At 72.8% G+C, this 19,521-nt stretch carries 18 protein-coding genes; 9 read left to right on the forward strand and 9 right to left on the reverse strand.

The genetic code is table 11. The annotated features are described in order from the left end of the window. Positions 1-122: 122 nt before the first annotated feature. Both AC0680_RS02850 and AC0680_RS02855 read right to left on the reverse strand, forming a co-directional pair. Positions 123-638, reverse strand: a complete 516-nt coding sequence (locus AC0680_RS02850; RefSeq protein ID WP_478624374.1) for a helix-turn-helix transcriptional regulator — start codon at positions 636-638, stop codon at positions 123-125. Positions 639-757: 119 nt separating this feature from the next. Beyond that, positions 758-1,459 (reverse strand): TetR/AcrR family transcriptional regulator, encoded by a 702-nt coding sequence (locus AC0680_RS02855; RefSeq protein WP_478624375.1) that lies wholly within the window; start codon positions 1,457-1,459, stop codon positions 758-760. An 81-nt stretch (positions 1,460-1,540) separates the two neighbouring features. On the opposite strand from AC0680_RS02855, the gene AC0680_RS02860 reads away from it, so the two are divergent. The 4 genes from AC0680_RS02860 (at position 1,541) to AC0680_RS02875 (ending at position 5,191) form a co-directional block, all read left to right on the forward strand. Next, positions 1,541-2,476, forward strand: a complete 936-nt coding sequence (locus AC0680_RS02860) for an alpha/beta fold hydrolase (protein ID WP_478624376.1) — start codon at positions 1,541-1,543, stop codon at positions 2,474-2,476. Between the two features lie 265 nt (positions 2,477-2,741). Beyond that, positions 2,742-3,920 (forward strand): hypothetical protein, encoded by a 1,179-nt coding sequence (locus AC0680_RS02865; protein WP_478624378.1) that lies wholly within the window; start codon positions 2,742-2,744, stop codon positions 3,918-3,920. A gap of 163 nt (positions 3,921-4,083) precedes the next feature. After that, positions 4,084-4,590, forward strand: a complete 507-nt coding sequence (locus tag AC0680_RS02870; protein WP_478624379.1) for a DinB family protein — start codon at positions 4,084-4,086, stop codon at positions 4,588-4,590. Between the two features lie 79 nt (positions 4,591-4,669). Continuing rightward, on the forward strand, positions 4,670-5,191 hold the full coding sequence (locus AC0680_RS02875) for an SMI1/KNR4 family protein (protein WP_478624380.1): 522 nt from the start codon (positions 4,670-4,672) through the stop codon (positions 5,189-5,191). Here the strand turns inward: AC0680_RS02875 and AC0680_RS02880 are convergent. Next, positions 5,173-5,799 (reverse strand): TetR/AcrR family transcriptional regulator, encoded by a 627-nt coding sequence (locus AC0680_RS02880; protein ID WP_478624381.1) that lies wholly within the window; start codon positions 5,797-5,799, stop codon positions 5,173-5,175. The genes AC0680_RS02875 and AC0680_RS02880 overlap by 19 nt on opposite strands. Positions 5,800-6,067: 268 nt before the next feature. Between AC0680_RS02880 and AC0680_RS02885 the strand changes: the two genes are divergently transcribed. Genes AC0680_RS02885 through AC0680_RS02900 form a run of 4 tightly spaced genes read left to right on the forward strand, consistent with a single transcriptional unit; the run spans position 6,068 to position 10,944 of the window. Then, positions 6,068-6,619: a (2Fe-2S)-binding protein gene (locus tag AC0680_RS02885; RefSeq protein WP_478624382.1), complete on the forward strand. Its 552-nt coding sequence runs from the start codon at positions 6,068-6,070 to the stop codon at positions 6,617-6,619. After that, positions 6,616-7,617, forward strand: coding sequence for an FAD binding domain-containing protein (locus AC0680_RS02890; protein ID WP_478624384.1), 1,002 nt, complete (start codon positions 6,616-6,618; stop codon positions 7,615-7,617). The genes AC0680_RS02885 and AC0680_RS02890 overlap by 4 nt, the downstream gene beginning before the upstream one ends. After that, positions 7,614-9,752: a xanthine dehydrogenase family protein molybdopterin-binding subunit gene (locus tag AC0680_RS02895; RefSeq protein WP_478624386.1), complete on the forward strand. Its 2,139-nt coding sequence runs from the start codon at positions 7,614-7,616 to the stop codon at positions 9,750-9,752. Before AC0680_RS02890 ends, AC0680_RS02895 begins: the two co-directional genes overlap by 4 nt. Continuing rightward, positions 9,745-10,944: an XdhC family protein gene (locus tag AC0680_RS02900; protein WP_478624387.1), complete on the forward strand. Its 1,200-nt coding sequence runs from the start codon at positions 9,745-9,747 to the stop codon at positions 10,942-10,944. Before AC0680_RS02895 ends, AC0680_RS02900 begins: the two co-directional genes overlap by 8 nt. Before the next feature lie 114 nt (positions 10,945-11,058). Here AC0680_RS02900 and AC0680_RS02905 read toward each other — a convergent pair whose 3' ends face one another. The 5 genes from AC0680_RS02905 to AC0680_RS02925 form a co-directional block, all read right to left on the reverse strand. Beyond that, positions 11,059-11,565: a DUF3995 domain-containing protein gene (locus tag AC0680_RS02905; RefSeq protein ID WP_478624388.1), complete on the reverse strand. Its 507-nt coding sequence runs from the start codon at positions 11,563-11,565 to the stop codon at positions 11,059-11,061. Between the two features lie 32 nt (positions 11,566-11,597). Beyond that, positions 11,598-12,131 carry a hypothetical protein gene (locus AC0680_RS02910; RefSeq protein WP_478624389.1) on the reverse strand — a complete coding sequence of 178 codons (534 nt, stop codon included), beginning with the start codon at positions 12,129-12,131 and terminating at the stop codon, positions 11,598-11,600. Between the two features lie 197 nt (positions 12,132-12,328). Further along, positions 12,329-14,572 carry a xanthine dehydrogenase family protein molybdopterin-binding subunit gene (locus tag AC0680_RS02915; protein ID WP_478624391.1) on the reverse strand — a complete coding sequence of 748 codons (2,244 nt, stop codon included), beginning with the start codon at positions 14,570-14,572 and terminating at the stop codon, positions 12,329-12,331. Further along, the gene (locus tag AC0680_RS02920; protein ID WP_478624393.1) at positions 14,569-15,564 is read right to left on the reverse strand and encodes an FAD binding domain-containing protein; all 996 of its coding nucleotides are present in this window, start codon (positions 15,562-15,564) and stop codon (positions 14,569-14,571) included. The genes AC0680_RS02915 and AC0680_RS02920 overlap by 4 nt, the downstream gene beginning before the upstream one ends. Positions 15,565-15,574: 10 nt before the next feature. Continuing rightward, entirely contained in the window at positions 15,575-16,102 is a 528-nt protein-coding gene (locus AC0680_RS02925; protein WP_478624395.1) for a (2Fe-2S)-binding protein, read from the reverse strand. A gap of 251 nt (positions 16,103-16,353) precedes the next feature. On the opposite strand from AC0680_RS02925, the gene AC0680_RS02930 reads away from it, so the two are divergent. Further along, positions 16,354-18,429, forward strand: coding sequence for a SpoIIE family protein phosphatase (locus AC0680_RS02930; RefSeq protein WP_478624397.1), 2,076 nt, complete (start codon positions 16,354-16,356; stop codon positions 18,427-18,429). A 40-nt stretch (positions 18,430-18,469) separates the two neighbouring features. On the opposite strand, the gene AC0680_RS02935 is transcribed toward AC0680_RS02930, so the two are convergent. Next, the gene (locus tag AC0680_RS02935; RefSeq protein WP_478624399.1) at positions 18,470-19,453 is read right to left on the reverse strand and encodes a Ppx/GppA family phosphatase; all 984 of its coding nucleotides are present in this window, start codon (positions 19,451-19,453) and stop codon (positions 18,470-18,472) included. Positions 19,454-19,521: the final 68 nt, after the last annotated feature.

A 19,521-nucleotide genomic window follows, 5' to 3' on the forward strand; every position in this document is an offset into this window, starting at 1 on the left:
GCTCTTGCAGCGATGGGGGGGTGCTTGCCCCCCCCTCCCCCCCCCCCCCCCCCCCCCCCCCCCCCCCCCCCCCCCCCCCCCCCCCCCCCCCCGCCATGGTGTGGCCGATCTCCGCGGCGGCGTCATGAGCCGCGCCGCTGCACCCACTGCCAGAAATCGACCATCATCCGCTCATAGCGGATTCCGAACTCCAGCGCCTCGCGCTGTCCCCGCGTCAGCGCCTCGCCCACGGTCCCCGCGAGTTCCTCGTAGTTCGCGAGCGTGTGGTGATGCTCGGTCAGCTGCACCGGGGCGAGCACCTCCGGCCGGGCCCCGAACCACAGTTTCAGGATGCCGCGTTCGCGCGCCTCGACCGGTACGAAGGCCGGGTCGGCGAGCCACTCCTCCAGGGCCGTCTTTCCCGCCGCGGTCAGCTTCATCAGCCGCCGGTTGCGCCCACCCGACTGCCGGACCTCCGACAGCAGGCCCGCCTCCACGAGGCGGTCGCACTGCGCGTAGACCTGCGCGTGCGGCATCGACCAGAACGGCGCCACCGTGCGGGCGGCCTCGCCCTTGACGTCGTACGGACTGGCCTCACCCAGTTTGTCGATGATGCCGAGCACGAGGAACGAGGGCGTGGTCAACCGGGCGTCAGGCATGGCGTGACCGTACCGCGACGGCCGGCCGTCCGGAGAGGTGCGCACCGCGCGGCGGTCCGCATGCCGGCGGTGATGGCGGAGCGCTTCGGCCGGCGGCCCGCGGCGACCGAAGCGCTCCATCAGGAGGGTTCGGGCAGTACGAGCCCGGTGAGCACCCGGTGCATCGTCCGCTCGAACCGTGCCTGTGGATGCTCCTTCGGGGCCGCTGCGGTCTGATCGGCCATGGCGGCCGCGACATACGGTCGGTCTCCTTGGGCGGCCGCCTCGCTCAGGTAGGCGGCCTGCGCCGCCTGGCGGTCGGTGGTCCCGCGGCTGCCTTGGAGCTCGGCCCGGGCGAACTGGGTGACCAAGGCGTTCATCAGGGCGACGACTTCCAGCTTTGCCGGGCCGGGCAGCCGGACGGACGCCATGGCCCGCAGGGCGTATTCCAGGTAGTCCAGGCCCCTGGGGCCCAGCCGCAGGGGTTCCGGCGGAACGTCCGGCAGCCAGGGGTGCCGCAGATGGACGACCTTGGTCCGGGCCGCCAGGGCGACCAGGTCCGCCACCGGATCACCGCGGAGCGGGACGTCCAGGTCGATCTCCTCCGCCACCGCGTCCGTCATCAGGTCGAGCAGGTCCTCGCGGCCGGAGAGGTAGCGGTAGAGGGATGCCTGCCCGGTCCCTAGCTCTTTTGCCACCTGACGCATCGACACCGCCGACAGGCCGCCCCGGTCGGCCAGTTCGACGGCGACGGCGGCCAGCTCCGCGCGGCTGTGCACGGCCGCGGGGCCGCGGGTCCCGCGTTCGGGCCGCGCCCAGACCGTCATCCGTTCCTGGGCCATTCGTCCGCCTGCCTCCTCCGTTTCGATGCCACATCCCGTACTCTAGAACTGCGAACGTCGATCGCAGTTATGGAGGTTCCTGTGTCCACTACCCCGAAACACCTGTGGAGCCCGGTCCGCTGGGCGGAGAACGGCGCGGTGCGACTGGCCTTCGACTCGCTGACCGAAGGGGCCGACGGTGAGCCGCTCCTGCTGGCCACGGGGCTGGGCGCCAACCGGCGATGGATCCCGGACGGGCTGTGCCGGATGCTGGCCGCGCAGGGCTTCGCCGTGGCCCGGTACGACCAGCGCGACGGCGGGGACTCGACCCACCTGCCGCCCGCCCCCACCGGCAACCCCATCGCCGCGCTCTTCGGCAGGCGCGGAGAGGCGTACACGGCCGAGGACATGGCGGACGACACCGCTGCCGTCCTGGACGCCCTGGGGTGGCGATCCGCACACCTGATGGGCGTCTCCCTCGGCGGAGCCATCGCGCAGCGCGTGGCGCTACGGCACCCGGGTCGCGTCCGGACCCTCACCTCCATGGCAGCCGTGCCCGGAGACACCTCGGGGCTGCGGACCATGCGGTACATCAGGCTGCGGACCCTGGCGAACTTCGCCCGCCTGCGGTTCCCCGATACGCCCGACGGGGCCGTCGAGGCCGGCGTCGCCGTCTCCCGCCTCCTCGCCTCGCCCAACCGGCCCTTCGACGAGCCGGCCGCCCGGGAGGCCGTCGAGCGCAACGCCGACCGCGGCGTGTACGACCAGCAGGCGCAGAGCCGTCAGATCGGCGCCCAATGGCACGGCCCGCCGATCAGCGCCGTCACCCAGCCCACGCTCGTCCTCCACGGGGCGGACGACCCCCTCATCAAGCCCGGTGCGGCACGGGCGATCGCCTCCCGGATCCGCGGCTCGCGCCTGGTCCTCCTGCCCCGAGTCGGCCATGAACTCCCCGAATGCGCCTGGGCCGGCGTCGCCGCCGAACTCCGCGCGGTGGCCGACGCCCATCGCCGCCTGCCCCGGCCGGCCGCCGACTGAAGTACTCAGCGCTCGGCTCGGCGGGCGCCGCGGGACCGGGTCTGACGGCTCGATGCTCCCGATCGCGCCGAGGGTGCGGCTGCGGCCCCGCCGGCTGCCGTCGACACCGTCAACTCCCCTTCCAGCGGCCGGCCTCCCGCACCCGGCACCGCGCCCCTCGCCGGGGCGATCCGGCGCACGCCCGTGACCCACATGTGATCAACGCCCCGTAATCTCCGCATGAGCAGGGGATTCACGGGGTGCGTGAGCAAAGCGGGGGCAGCGGATGACATACCGGCGCGCGGTGATACCGGCACTGGCCGGAGGGGTACTCCTGACGGCGCTTCTGTGGTGGGCGGGGGCGAGTGCGCAGGCACTCCACCTGCGGGGCGCCGGCGATGTGCTCGGCATCCAGGCCACCGCCGAACTCGAGCGCTGGCTCACCCCCTGGTCGTACGACCCTCCGTCCTCGGCCCGGCTCGGCACCGAGGGGTCCGGCGGGATCGGGGACACGGCCGGGGCCGAGGGCATCCGCTATCTCGCGCTCTACACCACCGCGTTGCAGATCCGGTTCGGCGCGGTCTTCGCCTTCTTCGTGCCCGGGGCGCTCCTCCTGGTCCGCAGGCTGCCGCCGGTGCGCGGCCGGATGCCGGTCTCGCTGCTCATGGTGTGGGCCTGGGGCGTGGTGGCCGGGACCCTGGCGGTCACCATCTCCGCGCCGTGGCTGATCGCCTCGGGAGGGCACGGCAGTTACCGGCTCCTGCCCCAGCTGGCGAGCGCGACCTCCTCGGGACGGCAGATCCTGGTGGTCACCGCCCTGGTCGCGGCGGCGGTGACGGTGCTCATCGCGCGGGTCACCGCCAAGGGGGCCGATCCGCTGCGGCGGGAGGCGGCGGTCGTCCCGGTGCGCGCCGCCCGCCTCGCCGCCACCGTGGGGACCGTGGTGATCGCCCTGTCCCTGGTGGTCCTCTCGTACCAGCCGGTCGCGGCCGCCCTCCAGGCGGTCTCCCCGGCCATCGGGATGCTGGCCGAACCGGGCGACCTGCTGCGTCAGTGGCTGCTGCTCGGCGCCTGGGACGGCCCCGCGGGCGCGCCGCTCGGCAGCTGGCTGCTGTATCGCGCCGCCGACGTGCTGCTGCTCGCCGTGGTGTGGTGGGTGCTGCGGCGGCTGCCCGGCCTGTTCACCCGGGTCACCGTCCCGGCGATGGCGGCCGGCGCGGTGTGTGCGACGGTCCTCGGGTTGCTGGCGAGCCAGTTGCTGCGGATGGTGCTGGAGGGGGCGCAGGGGCTGCGCTGGGGGCTGCTGTATCTGTCCGCCGGTATCGGTGGCGGCGTCCCGGCCGCCCTGACGTGCGGCCTGGTGGCGGGCGTCGCGGCTGCCGTGACACTGCGGGTGGCCACGGGGCGCGCGGAGTCCGCCGACGCCACGGCCTCCGTCGACAGTGACCCGCCGGACACTCCTTAGCCTGGAGAGCCGAGCGACCACCGCGTGGTCGGTTCGTGGACGTCACCCCGGAGAACCTGGCCTGCTCCGAGGCGTTCTGGGCTGGTCAGGGTGCTGGTCGTCCTTGCCGTGCGGGGCCCGGTGCAAGGGCTGCCGACGTCCGACCGTGACGTAAAGTGCGCCGATGACAGTCACGCAACTGCGTCGTGACGTGGGCCCACCAGAGAGCGACTCCGGCGAGAAGTCGACTCTGCTCTCCTTCCTGAACTACGTCCGGGAGGCAATGGCCGCCAAGGCGCGAGGCCTCGCGGAGGAGCAGGGGCGCACTGCCGGAGTGCCGTCCGGCACCAGCCTGTTCGGCCTGGTCAAGCACCTGACAGCGGCCGAGCGCTACTGGTTTCTCTGGGCCTTCGAGGGCGCCGACGTCGAGCATCCGGACTTCGGCATGACGCTCGTCGAGGACGACACCGCGGAAAGCCTGCTGGCCGCCTATCGCGACGCCATCGCGCAGTCCAACGAGATCGTCGAGCGCTGCCACGACCTGAGCCGTCCGTCCGCCCGGGCGGCAGGCAGGGCCGACGCGAGGAGATCGATGCGCTGGGTGCTGATCCACATGATCGAGGAGACCGCGCGCCACGCCGGCCACGCCGACATCCTCCGTGAACAGGCGGATGGCTCTGTCGGAAGGTGACGGTGCGCGCCGGCGTTTTACCTGTACCGCGGTCAGCTCCGAGACACGCATCCGCTCGACTCACTAGAAGGACCCAGTGGTGGCAACGCTTCCAGAGATCACAGCCCTGTTGGGCGAACCCCGGTTCAACTGGTCGGATCCGGCTCCATGGATCGAACTGGAGCAGGAACTCGGTATCGAATTCCCGGCGGACTTCCGTGAGATCGTGGACGCCTACGGTTCGATCGAGATCAACACGCAGTTGTATCTGAAGCACCCCGCCGGCCACCTTCTGCACAGTCTGGGAGAAGAGATCAGGAGGGATCTCGAGCTCTGGCGCGACGAGGACATGGCGGAGTTCCTGCCGAGTCCAGTAGGGGCGAACCCAGGAGAACTGGTGCCGGTGGCGTCGGCCACGACGGGCGAGGCGGTTTTCCTGCGCATTCCCGACGACCCCTCGTCGCCCTGGCGCGTCGTGGTCCAGGAGTTCGACAGTCCGGCCTGGACGCTCTACGAGATGACGTTCAGTGAGTGGTTGCTGGCTTATCTCAAGGGCCGGGACGTGACGTTGTGTTCTCGCAACTTCGCGTCTGACGGCCCCGTTTACGCATTCCTGCCCTGAGAATGAACGCGGGCGCCCGCGCGCAGGCCGTCCATGACGAGGTCCAGCAGGCGGTCCGCGCGGGAGTGCCAGTCGCCGTGCGGGTCGATCTGCCAGAGGCCGGCGATGGCCAGGAGGAAGTCGTCGGGGGTCAGTCCCGGGCGGATGGTGCCGGCTTCCTCGTTCGCCTTCAGCAGGGCGGCGACGGCCGTGGTCACCGGGCCGTGCCCGAGGCCGGCCAGGGTGCCGTGTGCGGTGGTGGCCTTGCGCATGGCGTCGCGCAGGCCGGCCTTGGTCATGGCGTACTGGGCGAGGCGGTCCATCCACTCCCGGAGCGCCTGGTCGGGGGCGCGGGTCTCGAGGAGCTGGCAGGCGGTGTCGGAGACCTGCTGGACTTCGTAGCGGTAGACCTCCAGGACGAGCGACTCGCGGTTGGGGAAGTTGCGGTAGAACGTCCCCTGTCCGACGCCCGCCTTCTTCGCGATCGCGCTCAGCGGGGCATCGGCGGAGCGGGTCAACTCCTCCAGCGCGACTTCCAGGATGCGCTCGCGATTGCGTTGTGCGTCCGAGCGCAGCGGTGCCTCTTTGGCCGGGGTGCTCTTCCCCGGTGTGTCCTCTGCGTGCTGCACTCGTCCCCCTTTCGGGAATCACCGCCGGCCGACCCTTGCTAACCGGACAGGTGTCCGGTAGATTCGACGGTAACCGGACAATTGTCCGCTAGGTTCACCATAGCTTATGTCGCTCCGCACAGAACCGCATGTGCGCAGCCGTGCCACGACCTTTTGAACCGCTCACGGGGGCAGCTCGACTTGCAGCTCGACTTCCCGGCCGGCCGGACCGGCCCCAGCGCGCGCCCCGATGCCCGCCGCGCCTCATATACGCGAAAGAAGGCTGATCATGGCCCTGTCGACGTCCAGCGCCATCACTTTGAACATCAACGGCGAAAAGCACACGCTGCCCGTCGACCACCGCACGACGCTGCTCGACGCGCTGCGCGAGCGTCTCGATCTGACCGGGACCAAGAAGGGCTGTGACCAAGGCCAGTGCGGTGCTTGTACGGTGCTGATCGACGGCCGTCGGGCCGTCTCCTGCCTGCAGCTCGCGGTCGCCGCCGAGGGGCGCGTGATCACCACCATCGAGGGTGTGGCGGACGGTGAGCGACTGCATCCCGTACAGCAGGCGTTCCTCGACCTCGACGGCTATCAGTGCGGCTACTGCACGCCTGGCCAGATCTGTTCGGCACTGGCGGTGATCGAGGAGCACGCGGCCGGCTGGCCCAGTGCCGTCACCGAGGACATACGGCCCGAAGCGGGGGCACCGCCGCTGACCGCGGACGAGATACGGGAGCGGATGAGCGGCAACCTGTGCCGCTGCGGCGCGTATGTGTCGATCGTGCAGGCGGTCGCGCGGGCGGCGGAGGCGGACGTGGACATGGAGGCGGGGGTATGAAGGAGTTCGGCTATCAGCGTGTGTTCGACGTGGCCGGTGCGGTCGCCCTCCTCGGGGCCGACCCCGACGCGCGCTATCTCGGCGGAGGCACCAATCTCGTCGACCTGATGAAGGCCGGCGTGGAGCGGCCCGCGCTCCTGATCGACGTGCGCGAACTGCCCCTCGACCGGATCGAGACCACGGCCGACGGCGGTCTGCGCATCGGCGCGACCGTCACCAACAGCGATCTCGCCGCCCACCCCGAAGTGCGGCGCCGCTACCCGGCGTTGGCGCAGGCCGTGCTGGCCGGTGCCTCGGGGCAGCTGCGCAACATGGCCACGGTCGGCGGCAACCTCCTCCAGCGCACCCGCTGCGGCTACTACGCCGATCTGGCCAAGCCCTGCAACAAGCGGGTCCCCGGAAGCGGTTGCCCCGCCATCGCGGGCGAGCACCGCAACTCCGCGATCCTCGGTGCCTCCGAGCAGTGCGTGGCCGTTCATCCCTCGGACATGGGGGTGGCGCTCGCCGCCTTCGACGCGGTCGTCGGCTACGAAACGGCCGACGGGCCGGGCGAGTTGCCGCTCGCGGAGTTCCATCTTCCCGTGGGGGACAGTCCGCATCGGGAGACCGCGCTGCCGCCCGGCGCGCTGATCACCGGCATCACCCTGCCGCCTGCTCCGGTCGCCGCCCACTCCCGCTACCGCAAGGTGCGCGAGCGCGCGTCCTACGCGTTCGCGATCGGCTCGATCGCCGCCGCCCTCGACGTCCGGGACGGAGTCGTACGCGGTGTCCGTCTCGCCTTCGGAGCGGTCGCGTCCCGGCCGTGGCGGGCCCGGGAGGCCGAGCGTGTGCTGACCGGACGGCCGGCGGACGCCGCCGCGTTCGCCGCCGCCGCGGACGCCGAACTGGCGGCCGCCGAGGCGCTGCCGCACAACGGTTACAAGGTGACGCTGATGCGCAACCTCGTCGTGGCCGTGCTGACCGAACTGACCGAGCTGTCCGAGGAGGCCGCCCGATGACCACCACGACGACGGGAACCACCGCGGTGACGGGAGCCGTCGGCACCGCGCACACCCGCGTGGAGGGCCTGGCCAAGGTCACCGGAGCGGCCCGCTACGCGGGAGAGATCCCCTTCGCCGAACTCGCCCACGGCTGGCTGGTGTTGTCCACCGTCGCCCGCGGCCGCATCCGCTCGGTCGAGTCGGCCCCCGTTCTCGCGATGCCCGGCGTCCTGGCCGTCCTGCACCACGGGAACGCGCCGCGCGTCGACGGCGACTACCTGGGCATGCTGGGGCGGCCCGACCCGATCGTCGAGGTCTTCCAGCACGACCGGGTGCCGTTCATGGGCTGGCCGGTGGCGCTGGTCGTCGCCGAGACGTCCGAGCAGGCGCGGGAGGCGGCCGAGACGCTGGTCGTCCACTACGACGCGGAGTCGCACGACGTGGCGTTCTCCGCCGGACGTCCCGGCACCTACACGCCGGACGCCGCGGGCATGCAAACGGAGAAGGGCGACCTGGAGGCCGAACTCGCCGCGTCCACCCACGTCGTGGACGCGGAGTACACCACGCCCGAAGAGCACCACAGCCCGATGGAACCGCACGCGGCGACCGCGCGCTGGGACAGCGGCCGTCTCGAAGTCTTCGACTCCAACCAGGGCAGCACCTGGGTCGCGGGCGAGCTGGCGAAGCTGTTCTCCCTCGACCCGGCCTCGGTCCGGGTACGGTCCGAACACGTCGGCGGGGCCTTCGGGGCCAAGGGCATACGCGTGCACCAGATCCTCGCCGCGATGGCGGCGACGGTCCTGGACCGTCCCGTCAGAGTCGTCATGACGCGCCGTCAGATGTTCTCGCTGGTCGGCTACCGCAGCCCCACCGCGCAGCGCGTCAGGCTCGGCGCCGACAGCGACGGACGGCTGCGCGCCTTCGACCACCAGGGGCACAGCCTGACCTCGACCGTCCATGAATTCGTCGAGCCGAGCGCCGGATTCGGACGTCCGCTGTACGACGCCGACGCGCACCACACCGTCAACCGCGTCGTACCTCTCGACGTGCCGACGCCGACCTTCATGCGCGCGCCGGGTGAGGCTCCGGGCTCGTTCGCGCTGGAGTCCGCGCTCGACGAACTCGCCGAGAAGTGCGGCATGGACCCGATCGCGCTGCGGGCCCGCAACGAACCGGAAGTGGGGCCCGTCTCCGGCCTCCCGTTCAGCAGCCGCAATCTCCTGTCCTGCTTCGAGGAAGGTGCCCGCAGGTTCGGCTGGGCGGACCGGGATCCGCGTCCCGGACTGCGCCGTGAAGGGCGCTGGCTGCTCGGGACCGGCACCGCCACGGCCACCTTCCCCGTGCTCGTCGGCCCGTCCACGGCGGCCGTGACGGCGGAGGCCGACGGCACCTTCACCGTACGGATCACCGCGGCGGACGTCGGGACCGGAGCGCGGACCGCGCTGACCCTGATCGCCGCGGACGCCCTCAAGGTGGCACCGGAGCGCGTCCAGGTACGCATCGCGGACAGCGACTTCGGCCCGGCGATGCTTGCGGGCGGCTCGATGGGCACCCGCTCCTGGGGCTGGGCGGTCACGGCCGCGGTGCGCGAACTGCGGGAGCAACTGGCCCTCGGTATCGACATTCCGGAGGAGGGCATCACGGCACGGTCCGACACCACCGAGGCCCTCGGCACGCTCACGCAGAAGGAACGGCACTCCTTCGGAGCGCAGTTCGCCGAGGTCGCCGTGGACGTCACCAGCGGCGAGGTCCGCGTGCGGCGGATGCTCGGCATCTTCGCCGCCGGCCGGATCATCAACCCGCTGACCGCACGCAGTCAGTTCATCGGCGGTATGACCTGGGGCATCTCGATGGCTCTGCACGAGGAGGCCGTCAGGGACCCGGCGTCGGGCGGGCATGTGGGCGCCGACCTCGCCGGGTACCACATCGCCGCGAACGCCGATGTCCCGCTCATCGAGGCGGACTGGGTCGACGACCCCGATCCCGAGGACCCGGTCGGGATCAAGGGCATCGGCGAAATAGGCATCGTGGGCGCCGCGGCGGCGATCGCCAACGCGGTCTGGCACGCGACCGGTGTACGCCACCGGCACCTGCCGATCCGCCCCGACCGCGTTCTGCAGGCGGGCGGGCCCAGCGGGACCCGACATGCTTGATATCGCCGAGGAGTTGAACCGCTGGGCGGAGGAGGGCCGGTCCTTCGCCGTCGCCTCCGTCGTGGCGGTGGGCGGCAGCGCGCCGCGCGGCCCCGGGGCCGCCCTCGCCGTCGACACCGAGGGCACGGCCATCGGGTCGGTCTCCGGCGGCTGTGTCGAGGCGGCGGTGTACGACCTGTGCGTCCAGGCGCTGAAGGACGGCGCGACCGTGCGCGAGCGGTTCGGCTACAGCGACGAGGACGCCTTCGCGGTGGGGCTGACCTGCGGCGGGGTCGTCGAGGTGCTGGTCACGCCGATGGGCGTCGGCGCGCCGGTCAGGACGGTGGGGGAAGCGGCGCTGTCGGCCGCCGCCCGCGGGGAGACCGCGGCGCTGGCCCGTGTCGCCCAGGGGCCTGACCGGCTCCTGGGCCGGGCGCTGCTGGTGCGCCCCGACGGATCGTTCGAGGGCAGCCTGGGAGGCCTTCCGGACCTCGACCGGGCGGCGGCCGGCGAGGCCAGGGCCCTGCTCGACGCGGGCCGCACCGGCACGGTCGCCCTCTCGGAGAGCGGCTCGCGCTGCGATCCGGCCGGCCTGTCGCTGTTCGTCGAGTCGAGCGTGCCGCCGCCCCGCATGATCGTCTTCGGGGCCGTCGACGTCGCCGCGGCGCTGGTGCGCACGGGCAAGTTCCTCGGCTATCACGTGACCGTGTGCGACGCCCGTCCGGTCTTCGCCACCCGCGTCCGCTTCCCCGAAGCCGACGACCTCGTGGTCGACTGGCCGCACCGCTACCTCCAGCGCACGGCGACCGATGCCCGTACGGTCCTGTGCGTGCTCACCCACGACGCCAAGTTCGACGTTCCCATGCTGACGGCCGCGCTGCGGCTGCCGGCCGCGTTCATCGGCGCGATGGGCTCCCGCCGCACCCATGAGGACCGCAATCGCCGGCTTCGCGAAGCCGGCGTCACCGAGCGGGAGTTGGCCCGGCTGCGGTCCCCGATAGGCCTCGACCTCGGAGCCCGTACGCCCGAGGAGACCGCGTTGTCCATCGCGGCGGAGATCGTCGCGGCCCGGCGGGGCGGCACGGGCGTTCCGCTGACCGGCTCGGCAACTCCGATTCACCATGACCCGGACGCCGGCGCGGACGGGCTGGGCGTTGCCGCCGGCGCGGACGGGCGGGGAGCCGGCGCGGCCGGGAGGCATGCGGCGGCCTGACGCGGCCGGGATCACGGACGATCGCCGGGCCCGGGGCACCGACGGTCGCCGGCACCGACGGTCGCCGGCGCCGCCCCGGGCACCGGCCCGACCCGGGCACCGGCGCCGAGGCCGTCACCCGTGGCCCGAAGCCCCGGCCGGCCGGTCGCGCCGCTCGCGCCGGTAGTGCCGGGCCGCGAGACCCCAGCAGACGCCGAACACCAGCCAGTACGGCGACCACAGCAGCAGATCCCAACCGGCCTCGTAGCGCGCGAGGTCCGCGGCGGAGGCGGGGACGGAAACCGCACCGGTCAGCAGCCGCAGGTCGAGGAAGAACCCATAGCCCAGCAGCCCGATCGCGCGCGACACCATGAACAGGCACCCCGCCCAGGAACCGGCCAGCAGCACCCCGCGGCGGACCCTCCCATGCGGCCGGAAGCCCCCGGCCAGATGGAGCGCCGCCGCCATCCCGACCACCGCCAGCGCCACGGAGGCCCAGTGCCCGAGGACCGCGTCCGCCGTGCGGTTCAGCAGGTCGTCCCGGGCGGCACGGGGCAGCGGAGTCTGCCGCATCAGGAACGTGCCGCCCAGGGCCCAGTCCAGCTTCATCGCACCGTAGGCGAGCGCGCAGCCGAAGGCCACGCCGGCCGCCGTCCCCCGCCCGCGGCCGCCGTTCAACACCCCGCCCCGGCTGCGAGACGGTCCCGGGGCGGGCGCGTACGCAGCCCGTACGACACCGCCACCACGAGCCACGCCCCGAACCGGGCGCCTTCCCGCACGAATCCCAGGACCTCGCCCCAGCCGAGGTGGCCCCACGCGAAGTCCGTACGCCCGAAGGTCGCCACCGCCCCCAGCGACAGCATCACCAGCGAGAGCGTCAGTGCGCAGCACAGTGCCCAGCGCGGGATCCGGGCCCCCCACCGCGTGACGGACGACAGTGCCACCAGCGCCGCGAGCGCACCGAGCGCGGCGTTGCCCGCCTGGGCGAGCCCGGCGTGTGCGAACTGCGCCTGCACGGCTGCGGGGGCGGGGTGACCGGGCATGCCGATCTCACCGCGCACCGCCATGTACACCTTCTGCGCCGAGTACACCAGCATCTCCGCCACCGCCACGTATGCGGCCAGCCGGACGAAGAGCCCCGCGGGCACCGGCCGGGCGGGTTCGAGCAGCTTGCGGCGGAACGGGCCACCGCTCATGTCCAGGGTCATGAACCCATGCTGTCCGGCGCCGGTTCCGCCGACTTCCTGCCGAGGAACCATCGCGCTCCGCCGGGCGGCCGAGGACCCGCTCCGCCCGGCGGACGACAGGCACCGTATTACGGGCACCGCACTACGGGTGCCGTATTACAGGCACCGCCCTACAGGTGCCGTACTACGGGCAACCCCCGCCCGCACCCCGCCGTGCCTCACAGCAGGTCTTCGAGGGTGAGGGGCAGCTTGCGGATACGGCGTCCGGTGGCGTGGTGGACGGCGTTGGCGATGGCCGCGGCGGCGCCCACCTGGCCGACCTCTCCGACGCCCTTCACACCGAGCGGGTTGACGATCTCGTCGGCCACATCGACGAGTTCGACCTCCACCGACGGCGCGTCGGCATGGACCGGAACGAGGTAGTCGCCCAGGCTGGAGGCGACCCAGCGGCCGCGGCGCGGATCCATGTAGTTGGCTTCCAGGAGCGCCTGGCCCAGTCCCCAGAGCATCCCGCCCATGAGCTGGCTGCGGGCCGTCTTGGGATTGAGGACCCGGCCCGGCGCGAAGGCGCCGACCATCCGGCGGACCCGGGCGATCCCGAGGCCGGGGTCCACGGCGACCTCGGCGAACTGCGCACCGAACGTCATCATCCCGTAGCGGGTGCTCTCGGCCGACGGGGACCAGGAGCCGCCCGCCTCGAGGTCGGGGAGGAAGTTGCGGTGCAGCAGATCGGCGTAGCTCTCGCCGGTCCCGGCATCCGCATGCGGCATCATCCGGCCGTCCCGTACGACCACGGCGCCGGGGTCCGCACCGTGCAGGGGCGACTGGGTGTCCGCGACGGCCAGCGCGACGAGCTGGTCGCGCAGGCGGGTCGCCGCGGTGTGGACGGCCGCGCTGATCATGCCCGCTCCCGAGGAGCCGACGGCGGCGGCGATGGTGGGCAGGGTGGTGTCACCGCCCTCGAAGCGGCACCGCTCGACGGGCAGGCCGAGGGCGTCGGCGGCCACCTGCGTCATCACGGTGGCGACACCGGTGCCGAAGTCGGGCGTCGCGGCCTGCACCACGGCGGTGCCGTCGGAGTACAGCCGGGCCCGGGCGCGCTGCGGGTTGTTCGGACCGTAGACGGGGTATCCGGCGGTCGCCATGCCGTAGCCGATGAGCCACCTGCCGTCGCGGTGGGACCTGGGTTCGGGATTGCGCCGGTGCCAGCCGAAGCGCTCGGCCCCCCGTGCGTAGCACTCCTTGAGCCCGCAGCTGGACCAGGGGTTGCCGGTGGTGGGGTCGGTGTCGCTGTAGTTGCGCAGGCGCAGTTCCACCGGATCGATGCCCAGCCGGTGGGCGAGGTCGTCCATCGTGCTCTCCAGCGCGAACATGCCGGAGGCCTCGCCGGGGGCCCGCATGAAGGTCGGCGTCATGGTGTTGGCGCGGATCAGCCGGTAGACGCCCTCGTAGTTCGGGCAGGCGTAGATCTGGGAGGCAACGCCGAGGGAGGGCTCCGCCCAGTCGTCGAAGTGCGAGGTGGGCGAGAGCTTGTGGTGGCGCAGCGCGGTGAGCCGGCCTTCCTTGTCCGCGCCCAGCGTGATGCGCTGCTCCTGTTCCTCCCGGTGGCCGACCGACGTGAACATCTGCTCCCGGTTGAGGGTGAGCCTGACGGGGCGTCCGACCTGGCGGGCGGCGAGCGCGGCCAGCGCCGGGTGCGCCCAGATCATCGCCTTGCAGCCGAAGCTGCCGCCGACGTAGTGCGAGACGACGCGCACCTTCGAGGGGGTCAGACCGAGCAGCGCCGCGACCGTGAGCTGGGTGGCCGTCACCCCCTGGGTGGCGTCGTAGAGGGTCAGCTGGTCGCCGTCCCACGCCGCGGTGGTGGCCGAGGGCTCGATGGGGTTGTGGTTGTTCGCGGCGTAGGTGTACGTGGCGTCGATGCGCACCTCGGCCCGCGCGAGCCCGCTCTCCACGTCGCCGCGCGCGCTGCGGCCCGGGATGAAGCCGGCGAAGATCGCCTCGGGTTCGTACGCCTCGTCGCGCCCCTGATCGAGGGTGGTGACCGACGGCGTCTCCTCGTAGGAGACGCGGATCAGCGCGCCCGCGTGCTGGGCGCGTTCGAGGGTGTCGGCGACGACGACGGCCATGGGCTGCCCCGTGTAGTGCACCACCTCGTCCTGGAGCGGGAAGAAGGTCTGCCCCGGAGCGGGCATCCCGGCGAGCGAGGGGATCAGCGGGGGCTGTCCGGCGGCCCTGGGCAGGTTCTCGTGGGTGAGGATGCTGAGCACCCCTTCGGCCTGCAGCGCCTCGGAGGTGTCGATGGCGGTGATCCGGCCGCTGGGTACGCGCGCGCCGACCAGGACGGCGTACGCCATGCCGGCCAGCAGCACGTCCCCGGAGTAGCGCGCGCCGCCGGTGACCTTGTGGCGGCCGTCGACTCGGTCGGTGGGCCGTCCGATCGCGAGGGTCGGTGTGCTCATGACGGGCTCTCCGCTCGGGTGAGGACCTCCAGGACGCGGACGACGGTCCGCTGGGCCAGCTCGGCCTTGAAGGCGTTGAGCGGCACGGTGCGGGCGGCGGCGAGCTCCTCGTGGGCGGCCCGTGCGAAGGTCTCGGTGCGGGCGGGGGCGCCGCGCAGCATCTCCTCCGCGCGGCGGGCGCGCCAGGGCTTGGTGGCCACGCCGCCCAGCGCCAGCCGCACCTCGCCGATCACGCCGTCGGCCACGGTCACCGTGGCGGCGACGGAGGCCAGGGCGAACTCGTACGACTCGCGGTCGCGGACCTTCGTGTACAGGGAGGTGCGCGCCGCGGGCAGACCGGGAACCTCGATTCCCACCACCAGCTCGCCGTGCTCCAGCGGGTGTTCCAGGTGCGGGGTGTCGCCGGGCAGCAGGAAGAAGTCGTCGATCGGGTAGACCCGCCGGCCGCGCGGACCCTCCGTATGGATGCGGGCGTCCAGAGCCACCAGCGGCACGGCGACGTCCGAGGGGTGGGTGGCGATGCAGTGGTCGCTGACGCCGAGCACCGCGTGGCCGCGGTTGAAGCCGTCGAGGGCGCTGCAGCCACTGCCCGGATCGCGCTTGTTGCAGGGGGCCGTCGCGTCGCGGAAGTAGCCGCAGCGCACGCGCTGCATCATGTTGCCGCCCATGCTGGCCATGTGGCGCAGCTGCGCGGAGGCACCGAGTTCCAGCGCCTGCGCCACCATCGGGTAGCGCTCCCGTACGGCGGGCGCCGCGGCCACCTCGCTCATACGGGCCAGCGCGCCGATGTACAGGCCGCCGTCCGGCCGGTCCTCGATCTGGGTGAGCGGCAGATCGTTGATGTCCACGAGCCGGCGCGGCAGCAGCACGTTCTGCCGCAGCAGGTCGACCTCGGTGGTGCCGCCGGCCAGGAAGTCGCTGGTGGGGTCCGCGGCGACGGCGGCCACCGCGTCGGCGACGGCGGTGGCGCGGGAGTAGCTGATGGGCCGCACGGAGGTCTCCTCAGGTCTGGTCGCGGACCGCGCAGATGGCGGCCCGGATGTGCGGATAGGCGGCGCAGCGGCAGATGTTGCCGCTCATCCACTCGCGGATCTCGGCGTCGTCCGAGGCGTGGCCCTCCTTGAGCAGCGCGATCGCCGACATGATCTGGCCGGGGGTGCAGTAACCGCACTGGAAGGCGTCCTGCTCGATGAAGGCGCGCTGCATGGCGTGCAGCTCGTCGCCCTCGGCCAGGCCCTCGACGGTCGACACCGCGCGGCCCTCGCAGGCGATCGCCAGCGTGAGGCAGGCCAGGACCCGGCGCCCGTCGACCCATACCGTGCAGGCGCCACAGGTGCCCTGGTCACAGCCCTTCTTCGCACCTGTCAGGGCCAGCCGCTCACGCAGTGCGTCCAGGAGACTGACCCTGGGCTCGACTTCGCAGGTCCGGTCCTCGCCGTTGACGTTCAGGGTGATCTTCACTGGTTCGGGGCCGCGTTCCGGGAGTACGGCGGCCGCGGGCGCCCGGGACGGGCGGTGGGGAGCGGACACGGGCAGACCTCCTCTGGCTGGATCTTTCATCCTGTTTCATCCGATTCGGGGTCGCGACCCGACGCCCGTGGTTTTGGCGGGGTGGACGCGACCGGCGCCACCGAAGGCCGGCGCGGTGGGGGAGAGGCAGAATCGAAGCAAGGGCAGCCGCGAGTGTCCGGCCCGCGCCCTGTCCGAGCCGGGAAGCGACGCATGATGCCCGCAAGCCGTCACCCCTTCCCGGACCCCCCTCGCCACGGGGAGGTCCGGCGATGACCACCGCCGACCCGTTCGGCCCCAAGGGCGATCAGCCGACTCCTGTGGCGGCGCAGCCGAGCGGACTGCTGGATCTGCTCGGTGTCGCGGCGGTGCTGCTGGACGCCGAGGGCCGGATCGTGCTGTGGAGCCCGCAGGCCGAGGAGCTGTTCGGCTACACCGCCGAGGAGGCGCTGGGCCGCTACGCGGGCCGGCTGCTGGTCCACGAACGGCATCTGGACCTGGTGATCCGACTGTTCACCGAGGTGATGGGGACGGGCCGGGGCTGGGCCGGGGTCTTCCCCGTACGGCGCAAGGACGGCAGTACCCGCCTGGTGGAGTTCCGCAACATGCGGCTGCTGGACGACCGGGGGGACTTCTACGCCCTCGGGATCGCCACCGACGAGGCGGTCCTGCGCCAGGTGGAGCGGGATGTGGCGCTGTCCACGCGGCTGGTCGCACAGTCCCCGATCGGGCTGGCCGTCCTCGACACCGACCTGCGGTACCTGGCCGTCAACCCGGCGCTGGAGCGGATCAACGGCGTGTCTGCCGAGGACCACCTGGGCCGGTCGGTCCACGACGTGCTGCCGTTCCTGGACGCCGAGGAGATCGAGGGCGCGCTGCGGCAGGTCCTGGAGACCGGCGATCCCCTGGTCGACCAGTACACCCTGGGGCGTACCCCCGCCGATCCCGAGCACGATCACGCCTGGTCGGTCTCCTACTACCGGCTGGAGGACCCCGGCGGGCGGGTGCTGGGGGTGGCCGGCCTGGTGGTGGACGTCACCGACCGCCACCGCGCGACCACCGAGGTGGCCCGCGCACGGCGCCGCCTCGCCCTGCTCGCCGACGGCTCCGCCCGTATCGGCACCACGCTGGAGGTGGAGCGGACCGCCCGCGAGCTGGCCGACGTCGCCGTGCCCGAGCTCGCCGACGTGGCGGCCGTGGACATCCTGGACTCCGTCCTGGAGGACCGCCCGCCCCCGGACCCCGGCACCCGCCAGGAACACTTCCGGGCCCTGGCGGTCAAGGCCGCCTACCCCACCGAGGCGGTCCGCGCCGCCGACCCTCCGGGCCACTTCGCCAGCTACGGGCCCGACCGGCTGGTCACCCGCTGCGTACGGACCGGCCGCCCCATCCTGATCCCCCACGTCGACGACCGGGAGCTGTCACACATCGCCCGGGACCCCGAGGCGGCCGCCCTGCTGGCCCGGGCCGGCATCCACACCTACCTCACGACGCCGCTGATCGCCCGCGGCGAGGTGCTGGGCGCGCTGGGGCTCACCCGCGCCCGCAACCCGCTGCCCTTCGACGAGGACGACCTCACGCTCGCCGGTGAACTGGCCGACCGGGCCGCGGTGTGCATCGACAACGCCCGCCTGTACCAAGGCCAGCGCGACGCCGCCCTCACCCTCCAGCGCAGCCTGCTCCCGGCGCGTCCGCCGCAGCCGTCGGGCCTGGAGATCGCCACCCGCTACCAGCCCGCCGGCACCACCAGCGAAGTCGGCGGCGACTGGTTCGACGTCATCCCCCTCGTGGCGGACAAGACCGCGCTCGTCGTGGGCGACGTGATGGGCAGCGGCATCAACGCCGCCACCACCATGGGCCGCCTGCGCACCGCCTCCTCCACCCTGGCCGACCTCGACATCCCGCCGACCGACGTGCTGCGGCACATCGACAAGATCACCGCCGGCCTGGAGCAGTACGCCACCTGCGCCTACGCCGTCTACGATCCGTACCGCGCGGCCTGCCGCATCGCCGTCGCCGGACACCTGCCCCCCGTCCTGATCCGTGCCCGGCGGCCGCCCGAACTGCTCGACCTGCCCACCGGCGTCCCCCTCGGGGTCGGTGGCGTCCCCTTCGAGTCCACCACCTTCGACCTGCATCCCGGCGACCAACTGGTGTTCTACACCGACGGGTTGGTCGAGAGCCGCCGGTACGCCATCGACGAGCGCCTGGACCTGCTGTGCCGCCTGCTCGCCAGCCCCGACCCCACCTTGGAGGACACCTGCAACCGGCTCCTGGACACCCTGCGCGATCCGGACGACCACGACGATGTCGCGGTCCTCATCGCCCGGGCCCGGCCCTGGCCCTGACCCGGGCCCGGCCCCGCGCCACCGGCCGCCGACCCGCGGATCACCCGGGGGTCCGGTCGTGCCCGGACGCGTCGTCGGGCACACCGAGGCGTTCGAGCAGCAGCCCCTCCCGTGTGGACCAGGGGCAGATCTCGACGCTCGACACCCCGCACGCCTCCATGAGGCTCTCGGCGATCAGCGCACCCGCCAGGGACTGCTCGGCCCGGTGGCGGGAGATGCCGGGCAGGGCGCCGCGCCGGTCCGGGGCGACATCGGCCAGCAGGCGGGTCGCCCCGCGCAGCTGGGGCAGGGTCAGCTGGCGCACCGTTCGCCGCGGCTCGCCGTGCGCGGCGCCGGCGAACCGCGCGAGCTGCTCGAAGGTCTTCGAGCAGGCGAGCACCCGCTCCCCTCGCGCCGCCCGCGGCACCCCGGGGTCCAGGCTCAGGCAGTGCCGCAGATGCCGGCGGACCTCGGCCAGCCGCCGCCCGGAGGAGGCCGTCCCGCCGGGCAGCCAGTCCCGGGTGATCCGGCGGGCGCCCAGCGGCAGCGAGCGGACCGTACGGGGCTGGGCGTCCGTCCCCGAGGCGATCTCCACGGTGCCGCCGCCGATGTCCAGGACCAGCAAGGGGCCCACCGCGCAGTCCGCCCACTGGCGGGCCGCCACATAGGCCAGCCGTGCCTCCTCCTCGCCGGGCAGCACCCGCAGCCAGGTGCCGGTCGTGCGGGCCACCCGCGCGATGACCTCCTCGCGGTTCGGGGCGTCCCGGATGACGGAGGTGGCGAACGCGAACACCTCCGGCAGGCGCAGATGCGGGTGCGCGGTGATCGCCTCGGCCACCGCGCGCTGCACGCTCTTGACCCCGGCCTTGCCCAGCCGCCCCTTCCGGTCGAGGGTCTCGTGGAGTCTGAGCCGCACCTTGTGGGAGAAGACCGGTTCCAGCACCGCCCCCGCTCGCCACCGCACCACGGTGAGCAGCGCACTGTGGCACCCGACGTCCAGCACACCCGCCTGCCGCATCCAGCCGCCTTCCCGGAAATCCACCACTTCCGCCCCGCTCCGTAATCATGATGTCACTTATCGTGCTCACATGCGCCGAGGTGCCGGATATTGAT

This window comes from Streptomyces sp. NPDC043738 (assembly GCF_056436545.1).